This is a genomic window from Rubripirellula amarantea (genome assembly GCF_007859865.1).
Taxonomy (GTDB): Bacteria; Planctomycetota; Planctomycetia; order Pirellulales; family Pirellulaceae; genus Rubripirellula; species Rubripirellula amarantea.
The window spans coordinates 1,736,969-1,758,910 of the sequence record NZ_SJPI01000002.1 but is presented as its reverse complement, the minus strand read 5'-3'; the positions used below and the strand labels follow the sequence as shown (position 1 = coordinate 1,758,910).

General features: G+C 54.7%; 21 protein-coding genes. 16 read left to right on the top strand and 5 right to left on the bottom strand.

The window, feature by feature from the left end:
- Positions 1 to 29: 29 nt before the first annotated feature.
- Positions 30 to 2,228 carry a caspase family protein gene (locus Pla22_RS20025; RefSeq protein WP_146516485.1) on the bottom strand — a complete coding sequence of 733 codons (2,199 nt, stop codon included), beginning with the start codon at positions 2,226 to 2,228 and terminating at the stop codon, positions 30 to 32.
- Positions 2,229 to 2,370: 142 nt separating this feature from the next.
- Positions 2,371 to 3,087 (bottom strand): hypothetical protein, encoded by a 717-nt coding sequence (locus tag Pla22_RS20020; protein ID WP_146516484.1) that lies wholly within the window; start codon positions 3,085 to 3,087, stop codon positions 2,371 to 2,373.
- A 294-nt stretch (positions 3,088 to 3,381) separates the two neighbouring features.
- Between Pla22_RS20020 and Pla22_RS20015 the strand changes: the two genes are divergently transcribed.
- Both Pla22_RS20015 and Pla22_RS20010 read left to right on the top strand, forming a co-directional pair.
- Positions 3,382 to 4,014 carry an RNA polymerase sigma factor gene (locus tag Pla22_RS20015; RefSeq protein ID WP_146516483.1) on the top strand — a complete coding sequence of 211 codons (633 nt, stop codon included), beginning with the start codon at positions 3,382 to 3,384 and terminating at the stop codon, positions 4,012 to 4,014.
- Positions 4,011 to 5,858 (top strand): serine/threonine protein kinase, encoded by a 1,848-nt coding sequence (locus Pla22_RS20010; protein WP_146516482.1) that lies wholly within the window; start codon positions 4,011 to 4,013, stop codon positions 5,856 to 5,858. The genes Pla22_RS20015 and Pla22_RS20010 overlap by 4 nt, the downstream gene beginning before the upstream one ends.
- A gap of 115 nt (positions 5,859 to 5,973) precedes the next feature.
- On the opposite strand, the gene Pla22_RS25570 is transcribed toward Pla22_RS20010, so the two are convergent.
- Positions 5,974 to 6,114, bottom strand: a complete 141-nt coding sequence (locus Pla22_RS25570; protein WP_207310422.1) for a hypothetical protein — start codon at positions 6,112 to 6,114, stop codon at positions 5,974 to 5,976.
- On the opposite strand from Pla22_RS25570, the gene Pla22_RS25565 reads away from it, so the two are divergent.
- From Pla22_RS25565 to Pla22_RS19990, 4 genes are all read left to right on the top strand, one after another.
- Complete coding sequence (locus tag Pla22_RS25565) at positions 6,113 to 6,334, top strand: hypothetical protein (protein WP_207310421.1); 222 nt, start codon at positions 6,113 to 6,115, stop codon at positions 6,332 to 6,334. The genes Pla22_RS25570 and Pla22_RS25565 overlap by 2 nt on opposite strands.
- Positions 6,335 to 6,501: 167 nt before the next feature.
- Entirely contained in the window at positions 6,502 to 6,867 is a 366-nt protein-coding gene (locus Pla22_RS20000) for a hypothetical protein (protein WP_146516480.1), read from the top strand.
- Positions 6,864 to 7,256 (top strand): hypothetical protein, encoded by a 393-nt coding sequence (locus Pla22_RS19995; RefSeq protein WP_146516479.1) that lies wholly within the window; start codon positions 6,864 to 6,866, stop codon positions 7,254 to 7,256. The genes Pla22_RS20000 and Pla22_RS19995 overlap by 4 nt, the downstream gene beginning before the upstream one ends.
- Positions 7,257 to 7,262: 6 nt before the next feature.
- Positions 7,263 to 7,748, top strand: coding sequence for a hypothetical protein (locus Pla22_RS19990; protein ID WP_146516478.1), 486 nt, complete (start codon positions 7,263 to 7,265; stop codon positions 7,746 to 7,748).
- Between the two features lie 21 nt (positions 7,749 to 7,769).
- On the opposite strand, the gene Pla22_RS19985 is transcribed toward Pla22_RS19990, so the two are convergent.
- Positions 7,770 to 8,489 (bottom strand): hypothetical protein, encoded by a 720-nt coding sequence (locus Pla22_RS19985; RefSeq protein ID WP_146516477.1) that lies wholly within the window; start codon positions 8,487 to 8,489, stop codon positions 7,770 to 7,772.
- Between the two features lie 119 nt (positions 8,490 to 8,608).
- Positions 8,609 to 8,974, bottom strand: a complete 366-nt coding sequence (locus Pla22_RS19980; protein ID WP_146516476.1) for a hypothetical protein — start codon at positions 8,972 to 8,974, stop codon at positions 8,609 to 8,611.
- Positions 8,975 to 9,271: 297 nt separating this feature from the next.
- Between Pla22_RS19980 and Pla22_RS19975 the strand changes: the two genes are divergently transcribed.
- The 10 genes from Pla22_RS19975 (at position 9,272) to Pla22_RS19930 (ending at position 21,832) form a co-directional block, all read left to right on the top strand.
- Entirely contained in the window at positions 9,272 to 9,823 is a 552-nt protein-coding gene (locus Pla22_RS19975) for a hypothetical protein (RefSeq protein ID WP_146516475.1), read from the top strand.
- Positions 9,824 to 10,070: 247 nt separating this feature from the next.
- The gene (locus Pla22_RS19970) at positions 10,071 to 11,702 is read left to right on the top strand and encodes a TolC family protein (protein ID WP_146516474.1); all 1,632 of its coding nucleotides are present in this window, start codon (positions 10,071 to 10,073) and stop codon (positions 11,700 to 11,702) included.
- Positions 11,703 to 11,956: 254 nt separating this feature from the next.
- Positions 11,957 to 12,499, top strand: a complete 543-nt coding sequence (locus tag Pla22_RS19965; protein WP_146516473.1) for a hypothetical protein — start codon at positions 11,957 to 11,959, stop codon at positions 12,497 to 12,499.
- A 259-nt stretch (positions 12,500 to 12,758) separates the two neighbouring features.
- Entirely contained in the window at positions 12,759 to 14,234 is a 1,476-nt protein-coding gene (locus Pla22_RS19960) for an efflux RND transporter periplasmic adaptor subunit (protein WP_242632181.1), read from the top strand.
- Between the two features lie 11 nt (positions 14,235 to 14,245).
- On the top strand, positions 14,246 to 17,497 hold the full coding sequence (locus Pla22_RS19955) for an efflux RND transporter permease subunit (RefSeq protein ID WP_146516472.1): 3,252 nt from the start codon (positions 14,246 to 14,248) through the stop codon (positions 17,495 to 17,497).
- Positions 17,498 to 17,538: 41 nt separating this feature from the next.
- Positions 17,539 to 18,198, top strand: a complete 660-nt coding sequence (locus tag Pla22_RS19950; protein WP_146516471.1) for a hypothetical protein — start codon at positions 17,539 to 17,541, stop codon at positions 18,196 to 18,198.
- Between the two features lie 105 nt (positions 18,199 to 18,303).
- Entirely contained in the window at positions 18,304 to 18,834 is a 531-nt protein-coding gene (locus tag Pla22_RS19945; protein ID WP_146516470.1) for a hypothetical protein, read from the top strand.
- Positions 18,835 to 18,944: 110 nt separating this feature from the next.
- Positions 18,945 to 19,727 carry a hypothetical protein gene (locus Pla22_RS19940; RefSeq protein ID WP_146516469.1) on the top strand — a complete coding sequence of 261 codons (783 nt, stop codon included), beginning with the start codon at positions 18,945 to 18,947 and terminating at the stop codon, positions 19,725 to 19,727.
- Between the two features lie 123 nt (positions 19,728 to 19,850).
- Positions 19,851 to 21,080: an ABC transporter permease gene (locus Pla22_RS19935; protein WP_146516468.1), complete on the top strand. Its 1,230-nt coding sequence runs from the start codon at positions 19,851 to 19,853 to the stop codon at positions 21,078 to 21,080.
- A gap of 68 nt (positions 21,081 to 21,148) precedes the next feature.
- Positions 21,149 to 21,832, top strand: coding sequence for an ABC transporter ATP-binding protein (locus Pla22_RS19930; RefSeq protein WP_146516467.1), 684 nt, complete (start codon positions 21,149 to 21,151; stop codon positions 21,830 to 21,832).
- Positions 21,833 to 21,942: the final 110 nt, after the last annotated feature.

Sequence of the window (21,942 nt, the reverse complement as noted above, 5' to 3'; positions counted from 1 at the left end):
GGTAATTCGGCTGCCGCTTGCAGAGGGCATTATTCCCTTGGTGCTTCCTGCTGAGTGACACTCCAGGAGCGAACTGCGATCTGGGAACCGTCTTGCCTGATAGCGAGCTTGTTCTCGGTGGACCGGGTTGTCATGGAGAACAACCCCCCGAGTGTAGTCGATGAGGCGGCGTTTTCCTCGCCATCGGACGAGCGAGTTGCTGAGTTTTCGCCAACTCGATGGACGCCGATAGGAAGTTGCGCCAAGTAGGAGAAGTCTGCGGGCTTGCGTTGATCCAATACAGGGACAGTCACGGCGACGTAGGCAGCGTTTCCACGAGTGGGTCGCAGCCGTATTTTCTCAATTTCGAGAACGGTTGGCCGGGACGAGTACGCGGCGGCAGGAATCGAACCCGAATGAATAGGAGCGATCAGTCCATTGCTCTGTACGAGCAAGACTGTGTACCAGAGCGTTTTTGATTTCTTGTTAGACAGCTTAACCGCAATTTCCTGGCCCGCCTGAAGATCGCCACGATTGAGCGGCTTGAGGTTACGCGGAGATTCGTCGGGAGCCAATGGAACGAACTCGACGGCTACGCCACGAGAGCTAAGCATCGGACCGCTATCGCCGTACAACCCGGCGAGTTGAAACAGCCGCTGCATCCGAAACAGTCGCTCGAAGTCGGTGGTTAAATCTCGCTGGATCTTTTCAAGATCGCTGGCAGGATAAATCACCGAGACTTCGTTTCCGCTGGGCGGTGCCGTTGGATCATACTGGACAGCGATACTGTTGAGCAGCAGGATCGACGTGTCCTTGATCTCGATGCCAAAACGCCGCCGCGCTGTTTCAGGCGTTGCGACGCATACACTCCATTTTCGAGCAGAGGAATCTGTGCCCGCGATGATCGAGGACGAATCCAGTTCTTGTTGCGTTGCAATCCAAGTCTTCAACTGATTTGATACGGGTGTTGCGGCATCAGACACCGACAACCATTGCACGGCAACTTTCCAGGGCATGACGGGTTGCTTCGTGATCTCACAAGTTAGCTCATTGAGCGATGTTAAGTTTGACGCTACGTCTTCTGGCGGGGGTTCGATCCAGCGAACGACCGAACGACTTATGCCGACCTCTGTGGCTTCGACCGTTCCGATCAATTCATCATTCGATGTAACATCAAGAATCGTGCCCACTGTGACACCATCCATCACTCCGCCAAGCAGTTCGTACTGATCCTTCTTGCGTGACAATCCTAGCGATTTGTTTCGTTCAATCGTTTCCAAGCCAAACAAGGTCCGATCCAGATCACCCTCTGCGTAGGGATTGGGGCCGCTCATGCCGCGTTCGGCGTAGTAGCGACCGGCCAATGCGTTTTCGAGATCGCGATAGGTAGTTTTGCCAGCGACATTGTTCAGCAAGTATTCCAGGTGATAGCTGAGCAGACCGCGACGATTTTCTGACGAAGCGACGGCACCAACCGGACGAGTCATCTCTGGCGTGGTTTCGTAGTTCTGAGCCGCGAACAGGGCAACCAAACTGCCCTGCGTCGGATCGTCTTTGCCTTGTTCGTTTTCGTTTAGAACAAGATCAACGATGCCAGTATCATGTGAATCATTTCGCGGACTGTTTTGGTTCGCTTGACGAGCTTCTTCACTGAGCAATCCTCGCGGCTCCTCGTCGCCATCGCCACGTGTTAACGAGCCTGAATGGCAACAATCAAACACGATCCAAACATGCGCGCCTTTGCTTTTGAGTTGATCCAGCCAACTGCCGATGGTGTCGTCTCGAATGACTCGTTCATCTGGGCCGTAGTCGGCGGCGATGAAGGCTTCGTCCATACCGTCCGGTTCTTCGCTTAGGCCAAGCGTGCCTTCGACGTTCGGTAGAGCGTCTACCTGAATGCCGTGACCGCTAAGTAGGATGAAAACTTGATCGTCGCGGCCAGACTTTGAGATCAGTTGCTTGAACGCTGACTCGATATTGTCCGCCGTCGGATTGCGGTCGCTTCCTTCGACCCAACCTGCCAACGTATCAACGTCGCGAAAATTGTATTTTGGACTGCCCAGTAATTCCGCGAAACGAGCAACATCGTTGCGTGCTCCCGGCAGTGGCTTGACCCAAGGCGCGTTGGGAAAATCCGAACATGCAATCAGCAATGCTCTTCGATGAGGCTGAGAATCCGAAGCGAGGATGTCTGACGACCACAGGGTAAGAAGCAGTGTGGTGACGACAACTGCCAGCAACTTTTTCATGGTTCTTCAACCTTATGTGCGAGGCGATTCGCAGAATGATAGGCTCCGAAAGCCACGAGCTGATGCCCAGTGGCTTGGACTTGCGAGGATCGTTGCAGCGAACTGGTCGCTGCGAAACAGAAGCCTCGGAACACGACGACTATCAGTGGTGATGCGGATCGTGAGGATCACGCAGCACCCAGTCGTAGTGGTGTCGGTGACCATGAATGTCCTCATGCCAGTAGTGACCGTATTGGCCTCGACCGACGAGGTGGTGAGCGTCGTGCAGATGAACCTCGCCTGATTGGTGCGGACCAATCCGTCCCAAGTAGCGTCCATCGACGTAAATCCTAACCCAATCATGCGAGCGGTTAATGACATGGAGATCACCGTCCAATTCTCGACTGGTCTCTCCGGCCTCGTCGGCCTTCGCTGCTGCCTGTTCGCCAGTTTTTGCCGATTCGCTGCGTTCCATCAGATCAGCAGCTTTTTCGCCCGACGTCATCTTCGCCAACGCCGCAAGCTCTGTCGACGACTTCCGCATCTCGGCCAACAGGATCGCTTCGTCCCACAATTGCTCGCTCGTTAAGGACGCTTTCTTGCCATCGGACAACGATTCGGCGACTGCGAGAATGTTTGCAGCAGATGCGATGCAGATCGGATCGGCTTCTTCTTGGGCGTCTTCGATTGAACGTCCCAAGTGGGAAAGTGCTTGCAACGAAACACCAAGCTCGCGACCGAAGTCGATCGAACTGGGTGGTGTTTGGGTTTCAGCATCCGTTTCGAGCTTGGTTTTCTGAGTTGTAGCGTCGTCGGCGCTGGCGATCGACGCCATCGCGAACAAGACCGCGACCATTGAAAGGGAAAGTAGTTTTTGCATCGTCTGTACCTCATGCCGTGTAGGCAAAGTGGGAGTGGTCAATCCGTCGATAAATGGAACATCCTGGTGTGAAGTTCGACCGTTGGTCTCGGCACCAACATCCGTACCAAGGCAACCCGCCGCCTGGAGATTGTACGACCCCCTCGGCTGGGATACAATCAATCGGTGGGTGGCATGAGAACAACTCTCATAAACTTCACACTCACAACCAATGCAGTTCGATGACCAATGCGGAAAGGAATCCGGGAGTTTTCACGATGGAGTTTTTGTCAAAACGTGGGATAGGCTTCCTAAATGGTCCGGCAACGTGATGACGTTTTGACGTTTGTTGGGAAAACCACGACGAACGCAAGTCTTTCTGACCTGTTGGCCGCGTTGTCGCAGAGCGATTCAGGTGCTTTGAATCGTGTTATGGAGATGTACGGCGAAGAGATACATCGGTTTATTCGCTTCCGAATGCGAGATTCCGTTCTTCGGCGGCTCCACGATTCCATTGATGTAGAGCAGTCCGTCTTTCGACGTTTCTTTCAACGTGCTTCGACCGGCAAGCTCGCCCTCGCAAATGAGGATGAGTTGCGTGGCTATTTGTTTACGCTCGCCAAGAACCGCGTACGGGAGTTGAAACGAAGCCATTCGGCGGCAAAACGCAGTGCCACATTCGTCGAGGAGGACTCGCGTTTTGAACTTGGACAGATCGACGACGATCAACGCGATCCCGCCGACGACATCGCAGAGAACGAATTGATGAATGAAGTGCGATCCATCGTTGGAACTGATGACTGGAAGGCTGTTATGCAACGGCTTGACGGTCGCACGTGGAAGGAGGTAGCTGCGGAACAAGACCTTTTGCCAGACACTCTACGCAAACGTTTGCAAACGGCACTCAATGGAATCAAGAACCGACTGCTTGGCGACGACAAAACATGAATGACGATCAATTTGAGCGACTGCTATGCGAGACAGAGGGGATCGCAGCGACCGAGGTTCAATCGCGAGTCGGCGAGGAAATTGCCAAGCATGGAGACCAACTCAGCGACCGGCAGCGAGTGGACTTGCTGTATCTCGAATACTTGACTCGATCATCGGATGGCGACACGAATGTGCTCGACGATCTGTGTCAACGTTACCCGGAAACCGCCACGAAACTAAAACGGCAGGCCGAAGTTGATACCGAGTTATCGCGGCTCGATGACGACGCTGACTTGGATTCGCCAAGCATCGACCAACCAGCAACGCCGGATAAGATCGGTGAGTACACGGTCGTTGAGAAGATCGGCGAGGGTTCGCAGGCAGAGGTTTATCGTGTAATCCATCCCATGCTTCGTTGCGAGCTGGCCATGAAGGTTGGCAAGTGTCCGACCGAAGCGGCTGACCGCATTCTCGATGAAGGACGGTTGCTGGTCACGGTCAACGATTCAGGGATCGCACGAGTCATCGACGCCGGGTTGTGGCAAGATCGACCGTTCATCGTTTCGGAACTGATTCGCGGCGTCACGCTTAAACAACGAGTGGATAACCGGGCACTCAGCCATCGGGAGTCTGCAGAGATCGTGATGCGACTGGCACGCACTGTCGAAAGCCTTCATTCGGCTGGAATCGTGCATTGCGATATCAAGTCAACCAATGTGCTGGTCGATACGGCGGGCAATCCGAAGTTGGTGGACTTTGGTTTGGCTATCAATCGCAGCGTCGATGCTTGGGATCAAAATGCCGTCAATCGAGGCGATCATTCAGGTGGCACGCTTGTTTACATGGCACCGGAGTTGTTCAGTTCAACAACTGGTACGGGGCGTCATCATTCGCGACAACCAGTATCGGACGTGTTCTCATTGGGCAGTCTGCTTTATTTCGCTCTTGTCGGCGATCATCCCTATGCTTCCGCGTCGTCGCGGGACATTGTCGAACGAGTCGCGACTGGCAAATGGAATCGAGAAGCACTTCATGCCTCCGGTGCGCCAAAGAAGCTGATCGAGCTTTGCGAAGCGGCGATGGTTGTCACGCCAAACGAACGAACTGAATCGGCTGGTCTGTTCGCTACGGAGTTGCAACATTGGCTCCAGCGGCAGGACAGTCAGCCGCTGCGTACAAAAACCATCATTGCTGTCGCAATTGTCTCATTGGGACTCATCGGCTGGATTGCTTGGCGACCGGGCACAACCGGATCGACAGCTCCATTGCCTCTGGTCACTCTGCCCGTAGCAACAGCTTCGGTAGATCAGCTCGGGTCATTGGATGTCAAGATTTGGTCCGAAGACCGCGCGTTTGAATTAGTCCATCGAGTTCCCGTGCGTTCTGGCGAAGGCGTGCAAATCAACGCACCGCTTCGCGGCGGGCGACGCGGCGAGTTGTGGCTTGTTTCAAGCGAAGGGAATGCGGAACGTCTTGCGAGCTTCCCCGTCGAGGACGAATCTCGGTGGGTACACTACCCGGCCGAACTTGACCGAGCCGTTCCTTTGACTGGTCCCGCTGGAACTGAAGCAGTTGTTTGGCTTGAGTTCCCCAACCATCATCAGACTCGCGGGGACGAATCACTGCGCCAACTATCGAAAACTCTGCGGCCAAGCGAGAAATGGCCGTCAATCGACGACGCGATGGTGTTTCGGCTGGTTGATGGCTCGTTGAGTGTCGAGCAAGACGGTCGGTCATTCGGATCGCCCCAGGAGATTGAAGCCCCCTCGGCAATTGTCCAAAAGCACCTTCGGCAGGCATCCGAAGAACTGACCGCACAAGGCGTTAGTGTGGAAATCATTGCTTTTTCGCATGCTGATTAAAACTTTTCGGATTTCTTTCCGCTGACGGATCGCTTTCGACTTGTCCTTGTTGTGCGGCTTACTGAAGCCGGATGAAACGCCTTTCACAACAGATCCAAGGAAAAAAGTCATGTCGTCAATCGCAAAGAAAATCGTCCCTGTCTTCGCCCTCGCGGCCCTGTTCACGTTCGCCCTTGGCGGCGAAGCCCAGGCCCAACACGGCTTCCATCATGGCAGCCATCACGGCGGTGTTCATCACGGTGGAGGCTTTCATCATGGCGGAATTCACAATGGTGGCGGGCACCACGTCTATCCCCAACCGCACGTCCCGAGCTACCCAAGCTATCCAACGCCGGGATTCGGACACCAGTACCACGACACGACACATTTGGATTATCACGCCCCATCGCTACAACGTCACGGAAACCATTTCCACTACCAACCGGGCCACTACGACGTTCACCAAACCGGCCACTGGCACTGAGTTTGTCGTTTAGAGGACGCGTTGCATTTGAAGACCGCCCGCCCAAACAGGCATGGCGGTCTTTTTTCGTCCCTTAAAAGCAGCGGCAACTTCTCGTGGAAAGCCGCTACTACGTGAATGCTTTGCTACAATAACGAATGGACGAAACAATCCTTCTTTATCTGAGTTCTGTTTTCGACGATGCCAAACGAACTGCAACTTCCCTATTACACAATTGGCGCGGCTGACTTGGCTCAGTGGTTGTCGCAGCAGCCGGATTGTTGGTGGAACGTCGATGGCGATCCGGTTCTCACATCGCTGGTTGACTTTCCGTGCCCCTCGGGCGAGATCGCGGAAGCAGTTGGCATGCTGGAACGAACTGCTCGTGTATTTGATCCGCGCGAGGACGCTCATCCAAATGGCGAGCCAATAGACCCAAAGCAACTGGACGAATTGGCGAACACCGAAAACAACTCCCATGCACGCACTTTTCTGTTGCGATGGGAAGGTGGCGAGGTTCAATGGCTGCTGGCCGAAGACCCCGAGGCAGCCGGTGACGCGGCGTGAGCACCGGAACAAGTACGCCTGGGCGTCCCCCGATCGACCTCGACCAGAAGGTTCGGGACTTACTCCAACATACCGAAGCCAATGCGACAGGTGAGGATGCGCCGATTCGCAATTTTGACCGTCGTGCTAACAGCAGTCTTGCTCTGATAAAATACATTGACGATCACGTTGCCAATCAGTCGGTGTATCAGGCTGTCTATGATCGACACATGGCGTTGCTGCACCGCATGGTGTTAGTGAGTTTGATCGAAGCATTTGAAAGGTTCATCAAAGAGCTTGCTGTCGTTTGCGTCGATGCAATTGCGCCGATCACGATTGACAATCGGTTCGACCAATTTACCGCGAGTCCCGGTTTGCTTGCCATTCAATTCGGCGCAGGATCGGTCTGAAAAGCAATGTGCGAATCCGATACTTGGCTCAGCAACCATTCGATTAACGAGCGTTTTCGTCAGCTCCTGAAATCACATTTCGCTGAGCAGCCCTGGGAGAACCTCTTTCCCAACGTCAAGCAGCAGCCCAACGCAGAACAAGAACGAGCGAAAACGCTTGCCATCCTGTGGCAGCTTCGCCACAATATCACACACAACACTGGGTTGTTGACTGACTCGGATGCGAGGCGACTGACCTTGATGGTCAAGGAACAAGTTGATGCAGGTGTGTCGATCAATCCCGACTTACGCGATCTTCGATATGTCAAACGCTTCCTGGTCGAAACAGCAGATCTGACGAACAGACGGGTCGGATTGCGGCTCGCCGCATTGCTGACCGAAAGGCATACCGAAGACTCGCAGTTGTTCACGCCACAGACGATTGCGGACGCAGTGTCCGCAAACTTTCAGATGTCGCTCTCCGTCGGCGGTGCGGCTGGAAACTTTTCATGAAGCTGATCGCCTCATCGTTAGTTATGAACGGGCGATACTTGGTTTACCAGCGCTAAAGGTCAAGCTTGGCGGTGGCGGCTCATTCATCCGAATTGAGCCATTGTTTGTTTCGGGAGTTCTGGGAACCGAACCTCGGATAGGTGGCTCGGACAGTCGGCCTCGGTTGGGAAGAGTGGGTGCGGTCATCGGTTGACGATCAGGTCCATCGAATGTTCCCGGTAAATTGCTCGGCGGCAAACTAGGGTTTTCGTGCTTGTGGCCGTCATGTGAATGATCGCTGTGGGCGTGTTCGCTATGATCGTGCCCCGCGTGATCGTTGGGGTTCATGTGGTCGTTTGGAATTGAACGCTGATTGGGGATGGCGGCGTAGGGTGTCCTTGGCTGATACATCGGTGCAAGCGGTGCAGGGTTTTGGTACTGCAACGGACAAGCGACCGCATTGGGACAGACGGTGTCAAAGTTGCTGTAGCCTTGGTCGAATGATGATCCCGCAATCGGCACGGAGTAAACATCAGGGACTGGTAAATCAACGTAGCGCAGTGAGTGAGGTGCGTGACCGTGTTGATAGTCGTTGTGTTCATGAAAACGATCTGTGCCGTGATGACTGCCGTAGTGGTATACGTGTTCGTGACCATGGTCGAGATGATGGTGGCCATGGTAAGCGTGGAAGTGTTGGGCGAATGTGGGCTGTGCAGAGCAGGCGGCGACGAGACAAGCTACGGCGATGATTGGCTTCGGCATGTTTTCAAATCCGTTGTAATGTTTGCATAGGGAAAAGTCGGGTAGTTTTCAGGGCTGCCAATGCGCAAATGAAAGGCTGGAAGCCGATCCAACTTCCAGCCCTTCGCGTCGCTTAATGTTTAGTGATGGCCGCCAACACCTAGAACGTGAAAGCGTCCGATATCAAGGTGCAAGCCACCTCGCTGGCGATAGGGTTGCGATCGGTAGCTGGGAGCGTACTGCTGCTGGTATCGCGGTTGATATCTCGGTTGGTAAGTCTGGCCGTATCCGTTACCGCCGTAGTTCGATGAATAGCCGTAATTGCCATACGTTTGAACGGGTGCTTGACCGTAGCCACCATGGTGACCGCCACCGTGATGGCCGACGGAGTAGGCGTGGTGTCCGCCGTGACCACCATGAAAGTAGTCGCTAGCGGTGGCACCAGTATTTCCGGCAAAGGCGAACAATCCTGCTGCGAGGGCGGCAATTGCGAAGGCACGATTCATAAGGTTCAGTCCTGACATTCGAGGGGAGGTTCACGGCAAGTACCGCTGGATAGCCTCCTAACGCATTGCATGTGCCAAACTGAAAAACCATTCATTAACTCAGTTTTGCAGTACGTCGAGTTGTCTTATTGATGACTAGGTGACGCGAATGAGATGACAGGCCGAGAATCATGGAAGATCGATTTTCTTTCCCTCCCCCTCGCCTGGTTTGTTAGACTGACGCTTGTTGGGCGATGCGAATGATCCGACGGATCGTGATTGTCCCACACGAAATCCCGCTAGTATGGAGTTGGTTTGATGAGACGTTTCCTCCCAGTCGCCGTTGCCGTCTTGGCCCTAATGACCACCGCTCAGGCCCAATGGGTCGTACCGCACACGACCACGCATCTACACAATGTGCCGCACACGACCACACACATCGACTATGTCCAGCATGGCAACCATGTCGATGCTGTGCCTCATACAACGACGCACATCGACAGCGTTCCTCACACCACCACGCATTTCGATCAGGTTACGCCCTACAACCGCTATCCGACTGTTACGCAGCCGTATCAGCAACAATACCGCTCGGGTCGTCCGGTGATTCAGGGTCAGGTGTATCCTCAACAAGGACGTGTCATTTACCGAAACGGCATTCGCCAGACTTACACCCAACCGTATCAGTCGTACCGACCGTCATATCAGCAACCGTATCTACATACGCAAACGCATACCGACTACGTACCTCACACTCAGACACACATTGATTACCAACGACATGGCAATCATCTGCACGCTGTCCCTCACACGACAACGCACATGGACGCCGTTCCTCATACGACCACGCACGTTCATGGTGGGCACTGAACGAAGTGCCATTAAACAAAGGTCCTCGCTGAGGCATTGAATTGTTGGAATGAATCATGCCGGAACGGACTCCGGCGTTATTTGGCCTCGTGTGCAGGCACTTCTGCGGGTTTCTTCCGCACAACCGTCACCACCGGACTCGAAAGAGTTGGGGAAGGTCCGACTACAACGATTCGACGTAATATCTCACTGATGCTGAACCGATCGAAAACTCCGGCTGGTCTTATTTTTCACGGAGGAAAACGCGGTGATCGCAACACAACCGACCAGCAATCGTTCTCGTCAATCGCGACGTCGGCGGTTGCGTGCGGCTTTGAGTATGACATTGATGCTGGGTTCAGCGATGAGTTTCACGGCCGGTTGCCAGAGTGTTGGCAATCACGTTGCGACATCAGCTCACAATCCCACAATGCTTCAATCGAGCGAAGCGAACGTCGCCTCAACACCGGCGACGGCCATCGTTGCGGCACCTGTGATCACGGTCGCGTACAACGACAAGTCGGATGACGACAAACCCGTTGCAACGGAAGAGGATGATTCCGATGAGGAGTCCGCCGGTTCCTTGCGAGACATCATGGCGTTGAATTCGTCCGAACAGTCGCTCAGCGAAGTCGCCGTTGTGCCATTTTCAACCGGCAATGAGTACTACCTCAGCGAACAACCCGCCGGATTGACGCTCGAAGCGATCGAGTCGATGGCTTTGGCGAACAATCCGACCATCGCTGAATTGGTCGCGACAACGCAAAAGGCCGCTGGTTTCAAATGCCAAGTCGGGCTGCGTGCCAACCCTGTACTCGGCTACAGCGCTGTCCAGCTCGCCGACCAAGGTACCGATCAGCACTCGGTGTTCATCTCACAAACGATCATTACCGGCGACAAACTTGCGCTCAATCGCGCCGTGCTCAACGAAGCCTTGCGTGCGCAACTGATGCAGCTGGAAGCCCAGAAATATCGCATCGCGACTGACATTCGTATCACGTTCTACGATGCCTTGGCGGCACAGCAACGAGTGAATTTAATCCGCGATTTCCAGTCGGTCGCTGACAAGGGTGTCGAGATCGCCGAGCAACTCAAAGAAGCGCAAGAAGGCTCGCAACTGGAAATCGTTCAAGCAAAAGTTCAAAAGAACGAGATTGACTTGGCCCTCCGACAAGCCCAGATTCGTTTCGACGCCGCGTGGCGAGAGATGGCCGCCTTGGCTGGCAATCCCGACATGATGCCCGTTCCACTACAAGGCACACTGCCGGGCGCGGAAACCGCTTTGGACTGGTCGATCGTTGCATCCACCATGATCGCATCCAGTCCCGAAGTGCAGTCGGCACAGGCACGAATCAATCAAGCCAGAGCCAATCTTTGCCGCCAACAGGCTCAACCGATTCCGAACTTAGATTTGCAGCTCGCATCCGGGTATGACAACGGAACGGACAACGGCATGATCAACTTTCAAGTTGGCGCACCGATCCCGGTCTTCAACAAAAACCAAGGCAACATCTCGGCAGCCCGTGCCGAGTACGTGCGTGCATCACGCGAACTCCAGCGGATCGAAAACTCGATCAAAGCACGCTTGGCTCAAGTTTCGCGAGACTACGATTCTTCATTGGTCGCTGTCGAGCAGTACGCCACTGACATCCTGCCCAATGCGGAAGACGGTTTGAATCTCGCTGAGCTTGCCTACAAAGCCGGCGAAACGAGCTTCGTTCAAGTCCTGGTGTCCCGCCGAACCTACTTCGATACGAACCTGCAATATATCGTGTCGCAGCAGCAACTGGCTCAAGCCCGCGCACGAGTTGATGGCTTCGTCCTAACTGGTGCTTTGGATGCCGTGATCGACAACAGCGGCGACGATAGTTTGCGAGGATTGACGCTCAGCCAGCATTAGGTTGAATGCCGATTCCGCTGGAAACTGTCTCAGGATGGGACGGTGTCGACGTCAGATTGACAACGTTTCAAAAATTTGTCAGACGTCGGTTTTGCGATATTTCCCAACGATTCGCAGTCAATCTTTGATTGGCACGACTCGTGCAATACCTGACCGCTGAAGATTTCGGTATAGCCCTCAATCGAGAAAGCCGATAGAAATACTGCGACGATTAGGCGCAATGCGCCGATTGTCCGTGTCCTAACAAAGCGACCATGTTTCACAAACTCCTCACCTATTCGACGATGACTGCCGTAGTGCTTCACGCACTGCTGGGTTGTTGTGTGCATCACGCTCATGCGGGTCACACGCACAGTCACGATGTTGACCAGGTGATGGTGGACGTCCCGCACGTGGTCGGTCTTTGCGACGGTGACTACGAACACGACGGACATTCCCACGAAGGTCACAAAGCTTCGTGCCAACATCAGCAAAATGCTGATGGCTCGATCGCTTGCGATTGCTTTGATGAGGAAACGGCTGAAGTTGGTTCCGAACAGCCTTGTTCAGAATCGCCTTGTTCGGGTTCCCATGGCCCGCATGAATCCTGTGACGAAGCCGACTGCAACATCGTTGCCGATCAACGAGACAACGATATTTCGTTGATCTTGACCTATGATTGGTCGCCCTTGCTGACGGACTCATTGTCACTGTCGTCGCAAGAACTCTCTGCACTGCGGACGGAGTACGGTTCGCCGCCCGATCCGCACTCGGTGCATCCGCCTCTCCGCGTCAAGACGCAAGTCTGGCGTCTGTAATGGTCCGCTCTCGTCCGTGATTGGATGAGAGTGACTGTGCCTCTATGCCGTAGCGGAAGTCGTCAAGACTTTCGATCCTCGTGCATCGGCTCCGACACTCTTGGCGAATTTCGTTTGCGCTGATTGATTCAGCCTGCATTCGCCGGTCATCTGCCACGGACGCTTCTTCGCGTTGACCTTTCTCTGATCCACACACATTGAATCGTGGGTTGGTTTCTCCGGCAGTTGTTCCGTTGGTTTCGTTACCATGAAAATCCGTATGCCCAAAATGCCCATGAAGTGGGTTTGGTTAGTCGCCACGCTGATCGTTGTGATCGTCGGTGGTTTCACTTGGCAGCATTGGTTCCCGGCCACGAAGGCGTGGGTCGATCGAACCGCTGTTTCGTTCCGAAGTGGCGGCAGCGAATCGCACGAAGGTGAGGCGGCTGGCGAAGCTGATCCTCATGCTGGACACGATCAGGCTGCCCACGCCGGGCATGACGCAGCGACTTCGTTAGAACTGTCAAAGCAAGCGATCCGCAACATTGGATTGTCCGACGAAACGATCCGCCCGATCAAGCTGGAAACCTTCCGCCGATCAATCACGGTGCCAGCTGTCGTCGTCGAGCGACCAGGACGATCGCGAGTTCAAGTCGCAACGCCGATGACGGGTGTCGTCACGCATGTTCATGCGGTGCAAGGCGAAGCGGTCGAGCCGGGAAGCCTTCTGTTTCAGATCCGCTTGACGCACGAAGACCTCGTGAATGCACAGACGGATTTCCTTCGCACGCTTGGGGAACTCGATGTTGAACAACGCGAGGTCGCTCGCTTGCAACAGGTCACCAGTAGCGGTGCGATCGCGGGCAAGGTCTTGCTGGAACGGCAATACGCCCGCGACAAACTGAACGCCAACTTGAGCGCAATGCGTGAATCGCTGCGGCTGCACGGATTGTCGGATAACCAGGTTGATCAAATCGAGCGTGAGCGACGGTTGCTCCGTGAGCTACAAGTGTTCGCACCGAGCGTCGACAGCCACGGCGAAGATGAATTGCGATTGACCCAGCATGTCATTCAAGCGGGTTACGTCAAAGATGACCAGCCCAAACACACTGGCCCGTTGATCCTACAAGACTTGGCCGTGCACAAAGGCCAATCCATCAATGCGGGCGAAACGCTTTGCATCCTAACCGACTACGAGGAACTGTTCATCGAAGGACTCGCGTTCGAGCAAGACATCAAGCAACTTCGCAAAGCATCTCAAAATGGCTGGGCGGTTGACGCGATCCTGGAAGAACCAGGCTCCAAATCCCGTGTGATCGAGGGCTTGGAAATGGCGTACCTCGCCAATCAAGTCGATGCCCAGTCGCGAACCTTGAATTTCTACGTTCGCCTTCCCAACGAAGTCGCCAAAGATCATCGCGCCGACGGCAATCGCTACGTCGAATGGCTTTACGTCCCCGGTCAACGGATGCAGTTGCGAGTACCGGTCGAAGAAATGCCGGAACAAATCGTGGTGCCTGTCGAGGCCGTGGCGAGCGAAGGAGCGGAAACGTTCGTGTTTCAGCAGAATGGCAGTCACTTTGATCGCGTGCCGGTACATGTGAAGTACCGCGATCAGTATTCCGCCGTGATCGACAACGACGGATCGTTGTTCCCCGGTGACGTCATCGCAATGCGTGGCGCTCATCAAATGCAAATGGCTCTCAAAAACAAGTCTGGCGGTGGAGTTGATCCACACGCGGGCCACAACCACTAAGGAGCCACATCATGCTTAATTCAATCATTCGATTTGCGCTCAAGCAGCGTTTGCTCGTCATCGCCGTTGCCTTGTTCCTGGTGGGATTCGGGACTTGGCAGGCGATGCTGGCCCCGATCGACGTCTTCCCCGACCTGAACCGGCCTCGCGTGGTCATCATGACCGAGGCACCGGGATTGGCACCGGAGGAAGTTGAAACACTGATTACGTTTCCGATTGAAACGGCGGTCAATGGCGCGAACGGCGTTCAAGCCGTCCGCAGTTCGTCGGGCGTTGGTATCTCGGTCATTTATGTCGAGTTCGATTGGAACACGGACATTTACAACGACCGACAAATCGTCAATGAACGACTGCAACTCGTTCAAGAACGGATGCCGAAGGGCGTGAAGCCAACGCTTGCACCGATCTCTTCCATCATGGGGCAAATCCTGATGTTGGGAATGTGGAGCGACGACGGAGCGACCGAACCGCTTGAACTGCGAACGCTCGGCGATTGGGTTGTGCGGCAGCGATTGCTGACGATCCCTGGCGTTTCGCAAGTCTTCACGATGGGCGGTGGACGCAAGCAGTTTCAAGTGTTGGTCGACCCCGATGCGATGTTGCGATTTGGAATTTCGTTGCATGAGGTCAAGCAAGCCGTTCAGAACAGCAATGACAACGCCACGGGCGGCTACTTGGATGAACAAGGCCCGAACGAATTGCTGGTTCGTGGCCTGGGCCGTGTCCAGAGCATTGAAGACCTGCAAAAGGTCGTCGTCACGATGAAGGACGGCCGCCCCATTGCGCTGGGCCAGATCGCACGCGTCGTCGAAGGAGCGCAGGTCAAACGCGGCGACAGTTCAGCCTGGGTACGCGATGAGGACAGAAATTACAGCGGTGGACCTGCGGTCATTCTTACGATCAATAAGCAACCGGGAGCCGACACGCGGCGAGTGACCGAAGATGTGATTGCGGCAATTGATGAGTTGCGACCTTCTTTGCCGGGTGACCTCCGCATCGAACCACTCTACACGCAAAAGTCATTCATCGACCGTGCCATTGAAAATGTTGCCGAGGCACTTCGTGACGGCGGCATCTTAGTCGTCATTATCTTGTTCCTGTTCCTGATGAACGTCCGCACGACATTCATCACGCTGACCGCGATTCCGTTGTCGCTAGTAATGACAGCGATCGTGTTTTCGATCTTCGATTTGTCGATCAACACGATGACGCTGGGTGGTTTGGCCGTTGCGATTGGCGAACTGGTCGATGACGCCATCGTGGATGTCGAGAACATCTATCGGCGACTCAAAGAGAACAGGGCCAGCGATAACCCCAAGCATCCGTTGCTGGTTGTATTCCGTGCCAGTATCGAGATTCGCAATTCGATCGTGTTCGGCACGATGATCGTGATCCTCGTATTTCTACCGCTGTTCGCACTCTCAGGCATGGAAGGACGTCTGTTCGCTCCGCTCGGTATCGCCTACATCGTTTCGATCCTGTCGTCGCTATTGGTTTCGCTGACTGTGACACCGGTGTTGTCGTACTGGTTGCTCGGCAGCGTGAAATCAGAGGGGCACGAGAAAGACGGCATTATCTTGCGAGCGATCAAATGGGTCGGCGACAAGGTTATTCGCTTCAGTCTGACGGTTCCGCGTTTTAACTTGGCCGTGACAGCGGTTCTGGTCGTCCTGTCCGGGATGTTCCTGATGAGTCTCGAACGCGACTTCCTGCCGCCATTTAATGAAGGTGCGGTTCAACTAAACGTCGTGTTGCCGCCGGGCACTTCACTGGCTACTTCCAACGACATTTCTAGCCGCGTCGAAACTCGATTGCGAGAGATTGAAGACATCGAAGGATTCATTCGACGTACCGGCCGCGCCGAGTTAGACGAACACGCCGAGGGCGTGAATATGAGCGAGTTCATCTTGGAACTCGATCCCGAATCGCCGCGATCCCGCGAAGAACAGCTCGAAGAAATTCGCGAGGCGATGGCCGACATTCCCGGCATCGTCACGGCGGTCGAGCAACCAATCGCTCACTTGATCTCGCACATGATCTCCGGTGTGAAGGCTCAAATTGGAATCAAAATCTATGGCGACGATCTCGATCTGTTGCGTCGCAAAGCGGGCGAGATGGAAGCGGTAATGAAGACGGTGTCCGGAACGAAGGATGTGCTGGTCGAACCCCAAGTCATCATTCCGCAATTACGGATCGAACTCGACCGCGACAAGCTGTTGCTTTACGGACTCAGTGCCGTCGAAGTCAACGAGTTCATCCAAACGGCTCTCAACGGACAGGTCGTTTCCGAAATCTTAATCGGCCAACGCACGTTCGATTTGATGCTGCGTCTCGATGAGGATTACCGTGAGAACTTGCAAACGCTCAAGCGGTTGACGATTGACCTCGCTGACGGTGGCAAGGTGCCTTTGGAATCAGTTGCGAATATTTATGAATCAGGCGGCCCGAACACAATCAATCGCGAAGACGTTCGTCGCCGAATCGTGTTGCAATGCAACGTATCCGAGCGTGGTGTGGTCGACGTGGTGCAGGATATTCAAAAGAAGTTCCAACCCATTGTCGAGTCGTTGCCGCCGGGATACTTCGTTCAGTACAGCGGACAATTTGAAAGCCAGCAATCGGCATCTCGAGTCATCGGCATCCTGTTCGCGGTCTCGCTAGTGGGCGTGTTCTTGGTTCTGTACACGATGTTCCGCAGCGTCAATCTCTCGCTGCAAGTGATGATGGCCCTGCCAATGGCGTTCATCGGTTCGGTGATCGCGTTGGTCGTCACTGGCCAAACGCTGACCGTTGCCGCAATGGTCGGCTTCATCTCGCTGGCCGGAATCGCATCGCGAAACGGAATCTTGCTGATCAACCACTATTTGCACTTGGTCCAGCACGAAGGCGAAGACTGGACAAAAGAAATGATCGTTCGGGCGGGTCTGGAACGACTCGCTCCCGTGTTGATGACCGCACTTACCTCCGGCATCGGCTTGGTCCCGTTGGTCATGGCGGCTGGCGAACCCGGCAAAGAAATCCTCTATCCAGTCGCGACCGTGATTCTCGGCGGACTGATTAGCTCGACGCTACTCGACTTCTTCGTTCACCCCGCGTTGTTCTGGCTGATCGGACTGAAATCGGCTGAGCGAGTTGTCAACGAATCGAAAACCGACATTCCTCTGTTTGAAGAGTCCGAAGACGAGGAATCTCACCAACCACTCAACCAATCTCGGTCAAGGACGACAGAGACCTCCCAACCCCTTTCCGAACCCGCAACCTAAGACAGGAAGCGAACGGATCATTTTCCAAAAAGGAAAGTTTTATGTTGAAACGAATTTCAAGACTACTGTGCTTCGTCGCACTCACATCGGTTGGCAGCGTTGCCAGTGCCGAAGAGTCGATCGCATTCTGCTTGCCCGAGTGGAAAGAGATGCACTTCGACGATTCAGCCAAGGCGCAACAGCACCTTGCTGCCGTACAGAAACTGGGCTGTGAAGCCAAGATCGACAACCACGGTGGGCACACCGATGTCGTTTATCGTTCACCAAAATGGAAGAGCATGGAAGTCGCCGACGACAAGCTAGCTCACCAATGGGAATCGTGGCTCAAGAAAGCAGGATTCGAGACCCTGCACGGTCACGCGGCGGACCACGGCGACGATCACGCTGGGCATGAAGGTCACGACCACGCGGCACACGATCACGCCGGGCACAGTCACGCGGCCGGCCAAGTCGAAGAGGTTAATTACCGCATCACCGAGTGGAAAACACTGCACCTTGAAAACCAAGAACAACTCGCAGAGCTGACAGCAATGCTAAAAGGACTCGGCTGCGAATTGAACAGCAAGCAACATTCCGGCCACGCCGACTTGAGTTTCCGTTGTCCGCAATGGAAGCACATCGAAGTGGGTTCCCATGAGGTCGCAACGACTTGGGAACAATGGCTCGCCAAGACCGGCTTCGAGGTCAAGCACAGTCACTAGCGAATTGTCGCCGAACCGCTCCGCCGGTTCGTATGTTCGAGACCGACCGGCGGAGCGGTCGGACGACTTTCAATTCCCAATCTTCACCCCCCACTGAGAAAACCAATGAAACTTTCAAGCAAATTCTTCACACTCGTTCTGGCATCGGCAACCTTCGGCTTCGTCGGCTGCAAGGAATCCGGTACGACCGTTGAAACAGCGGCACCTCCGGCAACCGTCGATACGCATGACGACCATGACGAACACGCACACCCCAGCGAAGGACCGCATCACGGCGGATTGATCGAATTAGGCAACGAGGAATACCACGCCGAACTCGTTCACGACGAAGACACTGGTTCGGTGACGATTTATGTACTCAACGCAGCCGCGACTGAGCAAATCCCGATCGAATCGACCGAGATCACGATCAATGTCAAACATGACGGCAAGCCGGAACAATTCAAGCTGGCCGCTTCGCCTGATGCAAATGACCCACAAGGCAAGTCGTCGCGTTTTGTTTCGACAGACGCGGAACTCGGCGAGCACCTAGATGAAGAAGGAGCCGACCCAAAACTCGTCCTAACGATCAACGGCAAATCGTTCCGAGGAACGATCGCACACGACCATGACCACGAAGGTCACGACCACGAATGATTTACGAATGATGATCGTAGATTGGAGATTGAAATCCAACTCTCCAATCTGCTTTCGTTGATCTGCGACCCCCAAATTTTCGATCTCCAATTACCAAGGGAATGACAACGATGAAACGGATTTTCAATCAAACGACAATCGCACTGACGATAACGCTGGTAACCGCTTGCTTCGCGATGGCCCAAACCGCTCACGCGGCAAGTCCTGCTGAGCAAGCGATTCAAGCGGCCGAAGCCAACCACCAGTTTGCCTTCGTGCTGTTCTATCGCGGCAACGACGCGGCGACAAAAACGATGCACGGCACGCTGCAGTCAACACTGGCCGACCGGCAAGACGCCGTGGTCGTGCCCGTGCAAATTGGTAACGTCGCCGAGCAAGCCTTGGTCAAAAAGTTCGACGCAACCCGAATGCCGATGCCAGCGGTCGCCACCCTCGCTCCCAACGGTGCGGTATGCAGCGTTTTCCCACGACGGGTGACGGAGCAACAACTTGCCGCTGCAATCGTTTCGCCTGGACAGACGCAAATTCTAAAGGCGCTGCAAGACCGCAAGCTCGTGTTGCTGTGTGCTCAACCCACCGCCGGTGCCACGGTCCCCGTTGGTGTTCAACAATTTCAAGCCGACAAGCTTTACAGCAATCGAACCGAAGTCGTCACCGTGTTGGCGAACGATCCTGCCGAGGCTGAGTTCTTGACCAAGATCGGAGTGAAACCAGGCCAATCGACACCCGTTGTTGCATTCATGGCACCTCCAGGCGTCATGGTCGGCACCTTCAACGCCAACGTCAGCTTCGATGTGTTGGCCGAGAAGTTAGCCGCCGCTGGCAAATGTTGCGACGACGAAAACTGCAAGCACCACAAGTCGGCACAGGCGGCAACGCCCGCAAGACGTTAGCAGTAATTCAAAGAGGGAGCTGAGAGTTGAGCGCCCGGATCGAAAGAGATCCGGGCTCGACACTCTCCGCTCTCCAATAACCCACACATCTCTCAACCAATAGAAGTCAAAGGAACGGATTCTATGAAACTTCGACACATGATTTGGAAAGAACTCTGGCAACGGCCGACGCCGATGCTCACCAGTTTGCTGGCCGTCACGCTTGGCGTCACAGCCCTTGTTGCGATTCAGAACATCACCGTGTTCTCAGAACGCAAGATCGCTGGTGACATGGAGTCCCTCGGTGCGAATGTCTTGGTGTTGCCACCCAGCGTAACACTGCAGGACTATTATGGTGCCGCCATGCACGGGCATACGATGCCCGAGGAATACGTCACGCGTCTCGCGCTCGCTCGATTGCCTGGCGTTGAAAATCTTGCTCCCAAGTTGTGCGTCGAAGCGGAAGTGGACACGATTCCTGTCACACTGGCCGGCATCCTGCCACGCAGTGAATTCCAAGCCAAGGCCGCTTGGCAGGGTCTCGGAATGTTGGGCAATGCGGTCGGCAGCGATCGCGGTTGTTGTGCCACCGCCGCTGACACCGGCGAAGGCGACAACGATCCGAACTCACTGGCAACCACACGCACCATCGCCGAATTAGGCGATCGCGATGTGATCCTCGGACGCGATCTCGCCAGCCAACTTGGTGCGAAAACTGGCGATACGTTGCCGCTACTCGGTGAAGATTTCACTGTTCTCACTGTGTTGCCTTCGACCGGCACGATCGACGACGGACGCATGTTCGCTCACTTGCACAGCGTCCAAGACTTGTCGGGTGCGGGGCCAGTGGTGAACGTCATCGAAATCATGGCCTGCTGTGAAGACGCCGCTGGCGGTTTAATCACGAACCTGTCCGCCGAACTTCCCGAAACGCGAATCGTGACGATCGCGCAAGTTGTTCAAACACAAATTGCCGTCAATGGATTGATGTCGCGTTTGTCTTGGGTCTTTCTGTCGATCCTGCTTTTGGTCGGTGGAGCGAGCATTGCCAGTGTGATGTATGCCAACGTGACCGAGCGACGCAAAGAAATCGGAACGCTGATGGCGATCGGGGCCAGTCGCAATTTTGTGACACAGATGTTTCTTGGTAAAGCCGCGATCTTGGGCCTCTCGGGTGGTGCGGCGGGCTTCGTCGTTGGCACGATCGTCGCGGCAGTACTGGGACCACAGTTGTTGGGGATTCATGTACGCCCGATGCCGATGCTGCTGGGCGTGGGGATGGCCACAGCAACCATCGTCGCGGTCCTCGCCAGCCTACTGCCCGCCCGCCGAGCCGCTGGCCTCGATCCGTGCCTTGTTTTCAACGACGCCTGATCGCTGCGTCGCGTGATCGACAAGTCGTGCTTCCAATATCAAAATCACATTCCAAATCGAACCAAAACATGTATCAACTCAGTTCCGTTACCCAGACCTACGAACGTCGAGGCCAGATTGTCACGGCACTCGACAACGCCGACCTCACGATTCCTGACAACGACTTCATCGCAATCGTTGGCCCCAGCGGCAGTGGTAAGACCACACTGCTGTCCGTCCTCGGTGGAATGCTCGCACCGTCAACCGGCGACGTGATGCTCGATGGCGAATCGTTGTATGACCTGTCAGTGGAAGAACGCACGGCGTTGCGAGGCCAAAAGATCGGATTCGTCTTTCAGTCGTTCAATTTAATCTCGTGGCTGACCGCTCGCGAAAACGTGCAAATCCCACTGATGTTGTCTGGCAAAACTGCCAAGCAACAAGAAGAACGTGCGATGGAGATGCTCGACCGCGTCGGCTTGTCCGATCGAACCGATCACCGTCCGTCGGAAATGAGCCAAGGACAGCAACAACGAGTCGCGTTGGCACGGACACTCGCCAACGACCCGCAAATCATCCTGGCCGACGAACCGACCGGAAACCTCGATTCAGAAACCCGCCAGCAGGTAATGAGTTATCTGAATGAATTTCACCAAGACGGACGCACGATCGTGATGGTCACCCACGACGCCGACACCGCCGCGTTCGCGCACCGCACGATACGGCTCGTCGCTGGAGTTACCCATGAGGTTTCAATGGCAAAAGCCGCTTAACGAAATGAAGATTGTCGATTGGAGATTGAAGATTGCGTGCACACTATCGAATTTAGAAATCTTTAATCGCCAATCTTCAGTCTGCAATCAAACACTGCCGGCTGCCATTC

Excerpts from the sequence above, each read along its gene's own strand:
- Pla22_RS20020 (WP_146516484.1), bottom strand. The coding sequence starts at position 3,087 with ATGCAAAAACTACTTTCCCTTTCAATGGTCGCGGTCTTGTTCGCGATG.
- Pla22_RS19935 (WP_146516468.1), top strand. The coding sequence starts at position 19,851 with ATGAAACTTCGACACATGATTTGGAAAGAACTCTGGCAACGGCCGACG.
- Pla22_RS19985 (WP_146516477.1), bottom strand. The coding sequence starts at position 8,489 with ATGCCGAAGCCAATCATCGCCGTAGCTTGTCTCGTCGCCGCCTGCTCT.
- Pla22_RS19950 (WP_146516471.1), top strand. The coding sequence starts at position 17,539 with ATGTTGAAACGAATTTCAAGACTACTGTGCTTCGTCGCACTCACATCG.
- Pla22_RS19955 (WP_146516472.1), top strand. The coding sequence starts at position 14,246 with ATGCTTAATTCAATCATTCGATTTGCGCTCAAGCAGCGTTTGCTCGTC.
- Pla22_RS19975 (WP_146516475.1), top strand. The coding sequence starts at position 9,272 with ATGAGACGTTTCCTCCCAGTCGCCGTTGCCGTCTTGGCCCTAATGACC.
- Pla22_RS19930 (WP_146516467.1), top strand. The coding sequence starts at position 21,149 with ATGTATCAACTCAGTTCCGTTACCCAGACCTACGAACGTCGAGGCCAG.
- Pla22_RS19940 (WP_146516469.1), top strand. The coding sequence starts at position 18,945 with ATGAAACGGATTTTCAATCAAACGACAATCGCACTGACGATAACGCTG.
- Pla22_RS19960 (WP_242632181.1), top strand. The coding sequence starts at position 12,759 with ATGCCCAAAATGCCCATGAAGTGGGTTTGGTTAGTCGCCACGCTGATC.
- Pla22_RS25570 (WP_207310422.1), bottom strand. The coding sequence starts at position 6,114 with ATGATGAAAGCCTCCACCGTGATGAACACCGCCGTGATGGCTGCCATG.
- Pla22_RS19980 (WP_146516476.1), bottom strand. The coding sequence starts at position 8,974 with ATGAATCGTGCCTTCGCAATTGCCGCCCTCGCAGCAGGATTGTTCGCC.
- Pla22_RS25565 (WP_207310421.1), top strand. The coding sequence starts at position 6,113 with ATGGCGGAATTCACAATGGTGGCGGGCACCACGTCTATCCCCAACCGC.
- Pla22_RS19990 (WP_146516478.1), top strand. The coding sequence starts at position 7,263 with ATGTGCGAATCCGATACTTGGCTCAGCAACCATTCGATTAACGAGCGT.
- Pla22_RS20010 (WP_146516482.1), top strand. The coding sequence starts at position 4,011 with ATGAATGACGATCAATTTGAGCGACTGCTATGCGAGACAGAGGGGATC.
- Pla22_RS20000 (WP_146516480.1), top strand. The coding sequence starts at position 6,502 with ATGCCAAACGAACTGCAACTTCCCTATTACACAATTGGCGCGGCTGAC.
- Pla22_RS19945 (WP_146516470.1), top strand. The coding sequence starts at position 18,304 with ATGAAACTTTCAAGCAAATTCTTCACACTCGTTCTGGCATCGGCAACC.
- Pla22_RS20025 (WP_146516485.1), bottom strand. The coding sequence starts at position 2,228 with ATGAAAAAGTTGCTGGCAGTTGTCGTCACCACACTGCTTCTTACCCTG.
- Pla22_RS19965 (WP_146516473.1), top strand. The coding sequence starts at position 11,957 with ATGTTTCACAAACTCCTCACCTATTCGACGATGACTGCCGTAGTGCTT.
- Pla22_RS20015 (WP_146516483.1), top strand. The coding sequence starts at position 3,382 with ATGGTCCGGCAACGTGATGACGTTTTGACGTTTGTTGGGAAAACCACG.